General features: G+C 69.7%; 14 protein-coding genes. 8 read left to right on the top strand and 6 right to left on the bottom strand.

Features of this window, described 5'->3' with window-relative positions; translation table 11 throughout:
* On the top strand, positions 1–783 hold a 783-nt coding region (locus EQG76_RS09285), incomplete at its 5' end, for a TRAP transporter large permease subunit (protein ID WP_159712714.1).
* Positions 741–1,142: a DUF1850 domain-containing protein gene (locus EQG76_RS09280; protein ID WP_159712712.1), complete on the top strand. Its 402-nt coding sequence runs from the start codon at positions 741–743 to the stop codon at positions 1,140–1,142. The genes EQG76_RS09285 and EQG76_RS09280, both read left to right, overlap by 43 nt.
* On the opposite strand, the gene EQG76_RS09275 is transcribed toward EQG76_RS09280, so the two are convergent.
* Complete coding sequence (locus EQG76_RS09275) at positions 1,124–1,900, bottom strand: SDR family oxidoreductase (RefSeq protein WP_159712710.1); 777 nt, start codon at positions 1,898–1,900, stop codon at positions 1,124–1,126. The genes EQG76_RS09280 and EQG76_RS09275 overlap by 19 nt on opposite strands.
* Positions 1,901–1,938: 38 nt before the next feature.
* The gene (locus EQG76_RS09270) at positions 1,939–2,685 is read right to left on the bottom strand and encodes an adenylate/guanylate cyclase domain-containing protein (RefSeq protein ID WP_159712708.1); all 747 of its coding nucleotides are present in this window, start codon (positions 2,683–2,685) and stop codon (positions 1,939–1,941) included.
* Between the two features lie 134 nt (positions 2,686–2,819).
* On the opposite strand from EQG76_RS09270, the gene EQG76_RS32750 reads away from it, so the two are divergent.
* The 6 genes from EQG76_RS32750 (at position 2,820) to EQG76_RS09240 (ending at position 7,778) form a co-directional block, all read left to right on the top strand.
* Positions 2,820–3,137, top strand: a complete 318-nt coding sequence (locus EQG76_RS32750) for an SH3-like domain-containing protein (RefSeq protein ID WP_159712706.1) — start codon at positions 2,820–2,822, stop codon at positions 3,135–3,137.
* Positions 3,128–3,406, top strand: a complete 279-nt coding sequence (locus tag EQG76_RS32745) for an SH3-like domain-containing protein (RefSeq protein ID WP_159712704.1) — start codon at positions 3,128–3,130, stop codon at positions 3,404–3,406. Before EQG76_RS32750 ends, EQG76_RS32745 begins: the two co-directional genes overlap by 10 nt.
* Positions 3,403–4,056: a nitrile hydratase subunit alpha gene (locus EQG76_RS09255; protein WP_159712702.1), complete on the top strand. Its 654-nt coding sequence runs from the start codon at positions 3,403–3,405 to the stop codon at positions 4,054–4,056. The genes EQG76_RS32745 and EQG76_RS09255 overlap by 4 nt, the downstream gene beginning before the upstream one ends.
* Before the next feature lie 84 nt (positions 4,057–4,140).
* Complete coding sequence (locus EQG76_RS09250; RefSeq protein ID WP_159712700.1) at positions 4,141–5,097, top strand: substrate-binding domain-containing protein; 957 nt, start codon at positions 4,141–4,143, stop codon at positions 5,095–5,097.
* A gap of 90 nt (positions 5,098–5,187) precedes the next feature.
* Complete coding sequence (locus tag EQG76_RS09245; protein WP_159712698.1) at positions 5,188–6,711, top strand: sugar ABC transporter ATP-binding protein; 1,524 nt, start codon at positions 5,188–5,190, stop codon at positions 6,709–6,711.
* 20 nt (positions 6,712–6,731) lie between these two features.
* A complete protein-coding gene (locus EQG76_RS09240; protein ID WP_159712696.1) occupies positions 6,732–7,778 on the top strand; it encodes an ABC transporter permease in 1,047 nt (348 codons plus the stop codon).
* Here the strand turns inward: EQG76_RS09240 and EQG76_RS33350 are convergent.
* From EQG76_RS33350 to EQG76_RS09220, 4 genes are all read right to left on the bottom strand, one after another.
* Positions 7,691–8,023 (bottom strand): HepT-like ribonuclease domain-containing protein, encoded by a 333-nt coding sequence (locus tag EQG76_RS33350; RefSeq protein ID WP_159712694.1) that lies wholly within the window; start codon positions 8,021–8,023, stop codon positions 7,691–7,693. The genes EQG76_RS09240 and EQG76_RS33350 overlap by 88 nt on opposite strands.
* Positions 8,024–8,166: 143 nt before the next feature.
* A complete protein-coding gene (locus EQG76_RS09230; protein ID WP_200840676.1) occupies positions 8,167–8,436 on the bottom strand; it encodes a nucleotidyltransferase family protein in 270 nt (89 codons plus the stop codon).
* Positions 8,437–8,525: 89 nt separating this feature from the next.
* Positions 8,526–9,899, bottom strand: coding sequence for an NAD(P)/FAD-dependent oxidoreductase (locus EQG76_RS09225; RefSeq protein WP_159712692.1), 1,374 nt, complete (start codon positions 9,897–9,899; stop codon positions 8,526–8,528).
* A 119-nt stretch (positions 9,900–10,018) separates the two neighbouring features.
* Positions 10,019–10,912, bottom strand: coding sequence for a hypothetical protein (locus EQG76_RS09220; protein ID WP_159712690.1), 894 nt, complete (start codon positions 10,910–10,912; stop codon positions 10,019–10,021).
* Positions 10,913–11,160 lie beyond the last annotated feature (248 nt).

Below are 11,160 nucleotides of genomic sequence, written 5' to 3'. Positions count from 1 at the left end.
TTCCTGCTGGTCCTGGCCTGCCTGGTCGTGAAGGGCGGGCGCACGACGCTGCTGCTCTGCCGCGACGCCCTGGCCGACGGTGCCCGCCACGCTTTGCCGGTGGGGGTCGCCTGCGCGCTGGTCGGTACGATCGTCGGCACGCTCACGCTGACCGGCATGGCGTCCAACTTCGCCGGCTGGATCGTCGACATCGGCCAGAACTCGCTGCTGCTCTCGCTCCTGCTCACCATGCTGGCCTGCCTGGTGTTGGGCACCGGCATCCCGACCATCCCGAACTACATCATCACCTCCTCGATCGCGGGACCGGCACTGGCCGAGCTGGGCGTGCCGCTGCTCGTCAGCCACATGTTCGTGTTCTATTTCGGAATCATGGCCGACCTGACCCCGCCCGTGGCGCTGGCGGCACTGGCCGCCTCGCCGATCGCCGGTGCCTCGCACATGCGGATCGGCTTCACCGCCACCAGGATCGCGATCGCCGGCTATGTGGTCCCGTTCATGGCGGTCTATTCCCCGGCCTTGATGCTCCAGGGCGACGACTATCTCGCCACCGCCTACGTGGTGCTCAAGGCGCTGGTCTCGATCGGCCTGTGGGGCGCCGCCACGGTCGGCTGGCTCCTGGGTCCGCTGAAATGGCCGGAGCGGGTGTTCGCCGCTGGTGCGGCGACTCTGCTGGTGCTGGCCCTGCCGGTCACCGACGAGCTGGGCTTCGGCCTGTCCCTCCTGTTCCTGGGCTGGCACTGGTGGCGGACGCGCTCACGATCTGCCTCGCGCTTGGCAGCCTGATCCTGGATCTGGGCAGCCCCACGATCGAGCTCCGCTGGACCCACAGCGTCCAGCGGAGCCAGTGGAGCGAGCAATGGCAGGCGACGCCGGAAGGCCTGGTGGCGCTGGAGGCCGCGATCGAGGGCAGCGGCGCCGGCATGGATCCGCCCGAAGGTGCCCGGCGCACCGCGACCGGATGGTTGTGGCGCCCGGACCTGCCGCCGCTTCCCTCGCTGGATCTCGCCCGCAGCGACGCCACGGCCGACTGGACCATCTGCCGTGCCGACCGTTGCGCCACCGTCACCGAACTCACCGGCCGCCCGGCCGACGGCGAACCCGCGAGGCTCTCGCCCTGCCCGGCTCAGACCACGGACGGATAGCGGCCGCCATCCATCGCGATCGTGACGCCGGTGAGATAGCTGGCGCGCGCCGAGGCGAGAAAGGCGACCGCAGCCGCGATCTCCTCGGGCTGCGCCATCCGGCCGAGCGGAATGCCCGCCACTGCGCGACACCCGGCCTCCTCGGGATCGATGCCGGCCAGCCGCGCCTCCGCCGCCAGACCCTCGGCGGTCCGGTCGGTCGCGGTCAGGCCCGGGTTGACGCCTACCACCCGCACGCCCTGTCCCGCATAGGCAGTGGCGAGCCCGGCAGTGGCCAGCATGAGCGCGGCATTGGCGGCACCGCCCGGCAGATGGGTGGGTGCCGCGACCTTGCCGCCGGCACCGATGACATTGACGATCACCCCGCTGCCGCGCGCTGCCATCTGCTTGATCACCGGATCGATGACATGGATGTAGGTGAAGTACTTGGCCTCCATGGCGGCCCGCCAGATGGCGGGGGTCAGCTCGTCCGGCGGGGTGCGCCTGGCCGCGCCGGCGCTGTTGACCAGGATGTCGAGCGGCCCCAGCCGCTCCTCGGCCGTCCGCGCCATGTCCTGGGCAGCCTCGGCATCGGTCAGATGGGCGCACAGCCCAATCGCACCCGGCAGCTCCGCCAGGGCCCGGTCCAGATGGGCCGGCGTGCGCGCGCAGATCGCGACCTTCGCCCCTTCCGCCGCGAGCACGCGCGCGCAGGCGAGGCCGATCCCTCTGGCCCCGCCGGTCACCAGCGCGGTTTTGCCGGTGAGTTCGAGATCCATGGCCGCCCCCTGCGATGCACTGGAGCGAGCATGCCCGATCAGCGGGACAGCGACCAGCGCAGCGCCATGGCGAAGCCGATCCCGAGTGCCGGCCACTGGAACCAGATTGTGTTCATGCCGGAGAACAGGTTGATCAGGAAGAAGAACGCGACGATCAGGAGGTAGGTGCGCAGGAGCCGCGAGCCGAGCCCAAGCCGCACTCCTTTGGCCGCAGCAGGCGGCATGGCGGCCGGTGCCGGCCGGCGCGCGGGCGGGGGTGCCTGGCCGTCGGTCACTCGGTAGGCCGGCACCGGCTCGGTGATGTTGCGCAGCTGCTGCGGCCCGGCGAAGTCGAAGCCCACCGCCAGCTTGCCGCGGACATGGTCGTAGACCGTGCCGGAGACCATGACCCCGCCCGGCTCGGCCAGGGCCTGGAGCCTGGCCGCGACATTAACCCCCTCGCCGTACAGATCCTGCCCCTCCACGATCACGTCCCCGAGATTGACGCCGATCCGGAACTGCAGCCGTTCGCTCTCGTCCGTGCCGTCATCGGCCAGCCGCAGCTCCTTCTGCGCCTCGATCGCGGCTTGCACCGCCTCGACCACGCTGGGGAACTCGGCGATCAGCCCGTCGCCCCAGGTGTTGACCACCCGCCCGCGGCGGCGCTCGATCAGGCCGACGAACAGCGCGCGCAGCTTGCGGAGCCGCTCCAGCGTGCGTACCTCGTCGTTCCCCATCAGCCGGCTGTAGCCCGCGACGTCGGCGCACAGGATGGTGGTGAGCTTGCGTTCGATCTCCGCCGACATGCCCGTCTTCGCCCGGCCGATGATTGCAGGTCAGAGTCACGCCGAGCGAGGCCGGTGGCAAGCCGATTGCATCGCGCGGGCGGAGCGGCCACCCTGGCGTCCTTCCGTGATCTTGGAAAAGGCAACCGGTTGCCATGCAGCGCATCCACGATGTCGGCGGTCTTCCGGCCGGACCGGTGGACCGCAGCCCGCACGACTACGCTCCCTGGGAGAAGAAGGTCGATGCGATCATGCGGCTGATGATCGGGGCGAACCTGTTCACGCTGGACGAGATGCGCCGGACCATCGAGGAGCTTGGGCCCGGCGCGTACGAGGAGCTCAGCTACTACCAGCGCTGGATCCAGGCAGCCGCCAATCTGGCGCTGGAGAAGGGGCTGGTGACGCCCAGCGAGCTCGGCCGGGCGATCGAGGCGGCCAAGGCGCGTCATGCGGAGGCGGCTTCATGTCCGTGACCGTCGGCACCACCGTCCGGGTCCTGCAGATGGACCCGCCCGGGCATCACCGCACGCCGCGCTTCGTGCGCGGCAAGGAAGGCGTGGTGATCGGCCTTGCCGGCCGGATGCCGGACGCGGAGCGCCTGGCCTATGGCGGGCGCGGCCCAGACCAGCCGGTCTGGCGGGTGCGCTTCCGCCAAACCACGCTCTGGCCGGACTACGTCGGCGACCCGCGCGACACGGTGGTCCTGGATCTCTACGAGCACTGGCTGGAGCCGCGGCGATGACCCACGCGCATGACGGACACGGACACGGGCATGACGGGCACGTCCACCCGCATCCCAGGCAGCCGGACATTGAGGACGCACCGCTGACCTGGCACATGGCGCTGACCGAGGCCATGGCCGAGCTGATCGTGCAGAAGGGCCTGTGCACGCCGGCCGACATCCACCGCACCCTGGAGAAGATCGACGCGGCCAGCCCGGCCGCGGGCGGCCGGCTGGTGGCGCGGGCTTGGCTCGATCCGGACTTCCGGGCGAGGCTCCTCCAGGACGTGAACGCGGCGGCAGGGGAACTCGGCATCGATGCCGGCGGCATCCCGATCCGGGCGGTGGCGGACACGCCGGACCTGCACAACGTCATCGTCTGCACGCTCTGCTCCTGCTACCCGCGCTTCCTCCTGGGCGGCTCGCCGGACTGGTACAAGTCGAAGGCCTACCGTGCGCGGGTGGTGCGCGAGCCGCGCGCGGTGCTGGCGGAGTTCGGCCTCGACCTGCCGGAGGGGGTGCAGATCGAGGTCCACGACAGCACGGCGGAGCTGCGCTACCTGGTGTTGCCGGAGCGGCCGACCGGAACCGAGGGCTGGAGCGAGGACGAGCTCGCCGCGATCGTCACCCGTGACTGCCTGATCGGCACTGCCCTGCCCGTCGCGGCCTGAAAAAGCCTACTTTTCCTCCCCTATTGGCGGGATTACTGTCCCGCCAACGTGGCCGAGATGCGGCGGCGATGAGGGAGGTCGTAGATGAAGCTGGTCCGGCGCAGCGCGCTTGTCGCTGCGGTACTTCTCGCGGGCGTGTCCATGGGCGGCCTCGGCGCCCGTGCCCAGGAGACCACGATCCTGGCATCCGTGCCTTCGCTGACGTTCCCGTTCTTCGTGCACATGCTGAAGGAGATCAAGGACGAGGCGACCAAGCTCGGCGTCAAGACGATCGACAGCGACGGGCAGAACAGCGCGCCCAAGCAGACCGCCGACGTCGAGGCGGCGATCGTGCAGGGCGTGCAAGGCATCGTGATCAGCCCGTCCGACGTGAACGCGATGGCGCCTGCCCTCGCCACGGCGGTCGAGAACAACGTGCCGGTGGTCACCGTGGACCGGCGGGTGGACGGGGTCGAGGGCATCCTCGCCCATGTCGGTGCCGACAACGTCAAGGGCGGCGAGGCCCAGGGCGAGTGGCTGCTGGCCAACTACCCGGATGGGGCGAAGATCATCAACCTGCAGGGTCAGCCCGGCGCCTCGCCGGCGATCGACCGCAACAAGGGCCTGCACAACGTCCTCGACAAGCAGCCCGACAAGTACCAGATCGTCGCCGAGCAGACCGCCAATTTCGCCCGCGACCAGGGCCTATCGGTCACCGAGTCGATCCTGGCCGGCATGAGCGAGCCGCCGGACGTGATTATCGCCGCCAATGACGACATGGCGCTGGGCGCGCTCGAGGCAGTGCGCGCGCGCAACCTGGGCGACCAGATCAAGATCGTGGGCTTCGATGCGCTGCCCGAGGCGCTGGCCTCCATCCGCGACGGCGGCCTGGCTGGCACGGTCGAGCAGTTCCCGGGCGGCCAGAGCCGCAGGGCGGTGCAGATCCTGGTCGACTACATCCAGAACGGCAAGTCGCCGGAAGAGAACCCGGTCCTGCTCACCCCGATCGTCCTGACCAAGGACAATCTCGACAAGGCCGAGCGCCTGGGCGAGGTGCAGTAGCCGTTCCTGCCGGGCCGGGCTGAAGCCGGCCCGGCCCCCTTGCCGGCCAAGCCGGCCGCACGATCGACACAGGCAAGGAAAGCCGACCGCTTGACCCCGCTCCTCCAGGTCCAGGACATCAGCAAGGGCTTTCCCGGCGTGCAGGCGCTGACCGGCGTGGCGCTCGAGGTGTGTGCCGGGGAGTGCCATGCGCTGCTGGGCGAGAACGGCGCGGGCAAGTCGACCCTGCTGAAGATCCTGGCCGGCGCGCACCGGCCGGACACCGGCACCATCACCTTCGACGGCCGCCCGGTCGAGATCGCCCGGCCGGCGGACGCCCAGGCACTCGGCATCGTCACGATCTACCAGGAGTTCAACCTCCTGCCGAACCTGACGATCGCCGAGAACGTGTTCGTCGGCCGGGAGCCGACCCGCGGCCCGTTCGTCGACTGGAAGAAGCTGAACGAGCGGGCACGGGAGGTGACCCGGCGGATCGGCCTGGACATGGACCCGCGCCGCCTGGTCAAGGACCTCTCGGTCGCCGAGCAGCAGATGGTCGAGATCGCCAAGGCGCTCTCGATGGATGCCAAGCTCGTCATCATGGACGAGCCCACCGCCGCGCTGTCGGAGACCGAGGTCGAGCGCCTGTTCCGGATCATCGCCGACCTCAAGGCGCACGGCATCGCGGTGGTGTTCGTCACCCACCGGCTGGACGAGGTGATGCGCACCTGCGACCGGGTCACCGTGCTGCGCGACGGCCGGCTGGTGGGATCGGCCGAGGTGAAGGACATCCGGGTCGACGACATCATCCGCATGATGGTCGGCCGCGAGGTCGAGCTGCATGGCCGCGGCGGCCGGGTCGCCCATCGCGGCGCCACGGTCCTAGAGGTGCAGGGCCTGACCCGGCTGGGCGATGCCAACGATCCGCATGCCGTGCGGGTCCGTGACGTGTCGCTCACCGCCCATGCCGGCGAGATCCTGGGCATTGGCGGCCTGATCGGGGCCGGCCGCACCGAACTGGCCCGCGCCATCTTCGGCGCCGACCCGATCGATTCCGGCAAGATCCTGGTCGAGGGCAAAGAGGTCGCGATCACGACCCCGCAGGATGCCATCCGCCACGGCATCGGCCTGGTCCCGGAGGACCGCAAGCAGCAGGCTTTGTTCCTCTCGCTCGCGATCCGGCCGAACCTGTCCATGGCTGCGCTCGACGGCCTGACCGAGCGCTTCGGCTTCGTCTCGGGCAGCAAGGAGCGCGCGCTGGTCGAGCGCTACCGGCAGAAGCTGTCGATCCGCATGGCGAGCCAGGAGCAGCCGGTCGGCAACCTGTCCGGCGGCAACCAGCAGAAGGTGGTGCTGGCGCGCTGGCTGGCGCTCAATCCCAAGGTGCTGATCGTCGACGAGCCGACCCGCGGCATCGACATCGCCGCCAAGAACGAGGTCCATCACCTCCTGTTCGAGCTGGCCGAGGCCGGCATCGCGGTGATCGTGATCTCCTCGGAGATGCCGGAGCTGCTGCGCCTGGCCGACCGGATCGTCACCATGCGCGAGGGCCGGGTCACCGGCGAGCTCATGCGCGACCAGGCGACCGAGGAGAGCCTGATGCACCTGTTCACGCACAACCAGACGGCCGTCTGAGCCGGGAGCATTCGATCGACATGGCCAGCGCGACCCAGACCGGCGAAACCAGGAATGGCGGCATCGACCTGTTCGGCCTGCTCGCCACCTATGCGCCGCTGATCTTCCTCCTGGTGCTGATGGGGATCTTCGCCTGGTTGGAGCCGCGCTTCCTCCTGCCGCTCAACCTGGTCAACGTGATGCGCCAGGTCTCGATCTACGGCCTGCTGGCGCTCGGCATGACCTTCGTGATCCTGACCGCCGGCATCGACCTGTCGATCGGCGCCATCGTGGCGTTCGCTGGCCTGGCCGCGGCCGCGGTCGCCAAGGGCGGGCTGGAGAACCGCTTTGCCGCCGGTGCCGATGCCTCCGCACTGGGCTATGGCTGGCCGCTCGCCATGCTGGTAGCGATCCTGTTCGGCACCTTCGCCGGCGCCCTGCAGGGCTTTGCCATCACCCGGCTGAAGGTCCCGCCCTTCGTGGTGACACTGGGCGGCATGTCGGCCTTCCGCGGCGCCGCCCTGCTCATGGCCGGCGGTGGCCCGATCTCCGGCTTCGACCCGGGCTACACCTGGTGGGGCCAGGGCTACCTGTTCACCCTGCCGCTGATCGGCCGGATTCCCGTGCCGGTGGTGGTGTTCCTCCTGTTCGCCGTCCTGGCCCACATCGTGCTGCGCTACACGCGCTATGGCCGTCACGTCTATGGCGTGGGCGGCAATCCGGAGGCAGCGCGCCTGTCCGGGCTGAACGTGCGCGGCATCACCATGTCGGTCTACGTGCTGATGGGCTTCATGGCCGGCCTGTCCGGCTTCATCCTCTCCGCCCGGCTGAACTCGGCCGAGGCGGTGGCCGGCATGGGCTACGAGCTGATCGTGATCGCGTCCGTGGTGATCGGCGGCACCAGCCTGTTCGGCGGCATCGGCACGATCTTCGGCACGGTGATCGGCACCATCCTGATCGGCGTGCTGCAGAACGGCCTGGTGCTCAACAATGTCAGCCCCTACGTCCAGCAGATCATCATCGGCCTGATCATCGTGCTGGCGGTGGCCTTCGACACCTTCGCCAAGTCACGACGGCGGCGGGCCTGAGGGAGGCTCGTTGGCGCCCTGGTCCTGCAGCACCAGTCCCAGGAGCGCCTCGCGCAGCCTCGGCACGTCGTCGGTGCGATCGACCACACCTGGTCGGCATTGATCTCGGCATAGCCGTGAACGAGGACGTGGCGCATGCGGATCGCATAGTCGGCATCCGGCAGGCCCTGTAGGATGTCCGGCTCCAGCTTGCGCAGTGCGTTCAGCGCCTCCCCGAGGATGGTGAGCTGGCGCTCCACCGCCATCCGAGAAAGCGTGCCAGCCCGGCCGCGGCAGCGCCCCGCTAGGCCACGGTCGCCTCGATCTCGCCGATAGCGATCAGCGCATCATGCAGGAGCAGGGACCGGCTGCGCTTCATAGATGGTCCGAAGGTCCGACCGGTTCGCCCTCAGGAGCCGGGGGTTGCGCACCGCCCGGCGGACCGTGAGGTCGACCGGGCGCCCGAGTAGCGCTCGAGGTCGAACAATAGCTGAAAGTAGGCGACCAATGGCCGGGCGCCGCCATAGTCCGGCAGATAGTCCACCAGCAGACCCACGTCGCTCCTGGCCGGATCGAAGTCGTCGCGTGCGGCCGAGCCGAACAGTTCCAGCCGCCGCGCGCCGTACTTGCGGCACAGTGCCCGGATCTCTGGCAGCCTAGCTGCGACCGTCGGATGCATCGCTCCTGCTCCCGGGGCAGACCAGCCTGCCCGCCTCGACCATGCACTCGATGATGACCACCGGGGCCAGTGGCCGATGGTGCGGGCGCTCAGGCCGGCAGCACCTCGTCCTTCAGCCGGTACCAAGCATAGGCCGCCGCCAGTGCCGGCACGCGCAGGGACGGCAGCGGGAAGCGCTGCGGCACGCGCTGGAAGCATTGCGGGAACGGCTCGTTGAACCCCGCCCCGGCGATTCGGGCCGCCAGGAACTTGGCGGCATAGCCGGACATCGCCACCCCGCTGCCGTGGCAGCCGAACAGGAAGCCGGTTTGCCGGTCGTCGGGGAACAGCCCGACCCTGCCCACCAGGTCCGCGGTCAGGCAGACGAAGCCACGCCAGCGATGGGTGATCTCGACCTCCTTCCAGGCCGGGAAAACTTCGGTCAGCCGCCTGTGCGTGTAGTTGCCGTAGCGTTGTCCCGCCGCCTCGCTGGCGCTGGTCCCCCCGCGCCCGCCGAACAGGAGCCGGCCGTCCTTCAGCAGGCGGATATAGAACAGGAGGTTGCGGCTGTCCGCGACCGGCACGTCGGTGGTGTAGCCCTGCGCCTGCCGCTCCGCTTGCGTGAGCGGCCAGGTCACCAGGATGTTGGACAGAGCCGGCAGGGTCACGCCGTCGAAGCGCCCGTCCAGCCCTTCGGTGGTGAAGCCGTTGGTCGCAACCACCACAGTCCTGGCGCGCAGCCTGCCGCCATCCTGGGTGTGCAGCACGTGCTGGCCGCTGCCGTCCCGCTCCCAGCGCACCACCGCTGAGTGCGAGTGCACCCGCCCGCCATGGCTGCGCGCCAGGCCGAGCAGGCCATAAGTGTATTTCAACGGATGCAGGCCGGTCCCGTGCGGCACATAGATCCCGCCATGCGCCTCGGGGCTGGCATAGCCCTGCTCCTGCAGCTCCTCCTTGGTGAAGACCGGCCAGTCTTCGCCGAACTGCGCCTTCATCGCGGCACTCTTGGCCCGCAGACTAGCCATCCGGTCCGGCCGGTGCGCCACGATGTACTCGCCACGGCCAGCCAGGTCGATCTCCAGCCCCTCGCTCCGGGCGACGTCGATCACGTAGTCGCACGCGGCCTTTTGCGCCGCGAACACGGTGCGGGCTTCGTCCTGGCTGAACGACCGGGCGAGGTCATCCAGGGAGCGCTTGGTATAGCCCATGCTGACGAAGCCGCCATTGCGCCCGGACGCCCCCCAGCCGATCTTGCCGGCGTCTAGGGCTACCGCCTCGATCCCGTGACGCCGGGTCAGGTGCCAGACCAGGGACAGGCCGGCGATGCCGCCGCCGATCACGGCGACCTCGGTCGCAGCCTCGCCGGCCAGCTTGCCGTCATCCTCGGGTTCCGGGCCGGCCGTCTCTTCCCACAGGCTCGGCACCGGCCGATCGGTCGCATAGATCGCGTCGTCGTAGATCCTGCTGCCGATCAGCGTCGTCATGAGAGCCACCCGGAAATCCGTCCGCGGCCGGACGATAGGCGCCTGCCGCCCTGACGCAACCACCTGGAAGCCGGGCGTCCCGGGGCCGATTGCCCGGGACGCCCCTGTGCCCGATCGGCTCAGTAATGATTGGCCAGCACGTCCTCCTCACGCCTGGTGCCGATGGCCCCGCCCACCGCAGCAGCGATCGCCCCGATGACCAGTGCGGCGAAGCTCCACAAGGAGGCCTGGGACAGGGTCTCGGCAGTCGCCTCGGTCGCCTGACGCGCGGTTTCCTCGGCCTGCGTGCGCAGCTGCTCCGCCTCGTCCTGGAGCTGCTGGATCCGGGCCTCGGCCTCCTGCGGCGGGATGCCGGCCTGCTGCGCCACGATCTCCACCGCCCGCTGCCGGGCCTGGTCGGCACCCTGCTGGCCCGTCAGCACCTGGCCCAGCAGGCCGGTCAGCTCGCGGCGCGCCTGCTCGGGCTCGGCCGGCACGTCATTGGCGCGCAGGAGCTGGCCGACCCGGTCCTCGATCTGCTCAGGGGTGATCCCGGCCGCGTCGACAGCCTGCGGCACGGCGGCGGACACCGACTGCGCGGCGCCGGAGACGGCGTTGCCCATGAGGTTGAAGGCGCCGCCCAGTGCGGTGCCGGCGAGCGAACTCAACAGCCAGACCGAGACCAGCAGCACCGACGCCCAGGCGACCAGGCCGTGCAGGATCCCGTCGCGCCGCTCGTAGACGCCGGACAGCCTGGCTGCGACATAGCCGGCACCGACCGTGGCGATCAGCCCGCTCACCACCCACCAGATCGCGGCACCCGTGCCGAGCGAGCTCAGCTGCGGCGTGCCCTCGGTCATCGGCTCGATCGTGGTGAGGCCGATCCCCAGCCCCAGCATCGAAAGGACCATGTGGATCGCCAGGGCGAACACCACGCCGGCGATGACCGCGCCCCAGGAGATCCGCTTGCGCGGCCGCAGCCCGTTCAGCGGGTCGGCCACCGCTACCCGGTCGGCCCTGCCGAGTGTTGCCATCTTCGTCTGCTCCTGCATGGTTCTGCTTGGTCCGCCGAAGTGCTGTCACTGCGGCGCTCCGCGTGAGCGCGGGGATGGGCGTTCAACCAATGATTTCCTGGACGGTTCCGTTCAATTCTTCCATGCCGAACAGGCAGCGGCGAACCCGGAAACCGTCGGCAAGTCGGCGGCACTCGGGCTGGAAAGGATCATCCAGCTGGCCAAACCATCGCACGACATCGTTCTCGAGGGGCTGCATGCTCTCAAGC

This window comes from Geminicoccus flavidas, assembly GCF_009806515.1.
In the GTDB taxonomy this organism is placed as follows: domain Bacteria; phylum Pseudomonadota; class Alphaproteobacteria; order Geminicoccales; family Geminicoccaceae; genus Geminicoccus; species Geminicoccus flavidus.
Note: the sequence above shows the minus strand (reverse complement) of the source record. Positions and strands in the feature narration are given on the sequence as shown.

What these genes read in the sequence shown, in the direction of transcription:
- EQG76_RS09250 (WP_159712700.1), top strand. Translation starts at nt 4,141, where the DNA reads ATGAAGCTGGTCCGGCGCAGCGCGCTTGTCGCTGCGGTACTTCTCGCG.
- EQG76_RS32750 (WP_159712706.1), top strand. Translation starts at nt 2,820, where the DNA reads ATGCAGCGCATCCACGATGTCGGCGGTCTTCCGGCCGGACCGGTGGAC.
- EQG76_RS32745 (WP_159712704.1), top strand. Translation starts at nt 3,128, where the DNA reads ATGTCCGTGACCGTCGGCACCACCGTCCGGGTCCTGCAGATGGACCCG.
- EQG76_RS09225 (WP_159712692.1), bottom strand. Translation starts at nt 9,899, where the DNA reads ATGACGACGCTGATCGGCAGCAGGATCTACGACGACGCGATCTATGCG.
- EQG76_RS09270 (WP_159712708.1), bottom strand. Translation starts at nt 2,685, where the DNA reads ATGTCGGCGGAGATCGAACGCAAGCTCACCACCATCCTGTGCGCCGAC.
- EQG76_RS09220 (WP_159712690.1), bottom strand. Translation starts at nt 10,912, where the DNA reads ATGGCAACACTCGGCAGGGCCGACCGGGTAGCGGTGGCCGACCCGCTG.
- EQG76_RS09255 (WP_159712702.1), top strand. Translation starts at nt 3,403, where the DNA reads ATGACCCACGCGCATGACGGACACGGACACGGGCATGACGGGCACGTC.
- EQG76_RS09275 (WP_159712710.1), bottom strand. Translation starts at nt 1,900, where the DNA reads ATGGATCTCGAACTCACCGGCAAAACCGCGCTGGTGACCGGCGGGGCC.
- EQG76_RS33350 (WP_159712694.1), bottom strand. Translation starts at nt 8,023, where the DNA reads ATGGCGGTGGAGCGCCAGCTCACCATCCTCGGGGAGGCGCTGAACGCA.
- EQG76_RS09240 (WP_159712696.1), top strand. Translation starts at nt 6,732, where the DNA reads ATGGCCAGCGCGACCCAGACCGGCGAAACCAGGAATGGCGGCATCGAC.
- EQG76_RS09230 (WP_200840676.1), bottom strand. Translation starts at nt 8,436, where the DNA reads ATGCATCCGACGGTCGCAGCTAGGCTGCCAGAGATCCGGGCACTGTGC.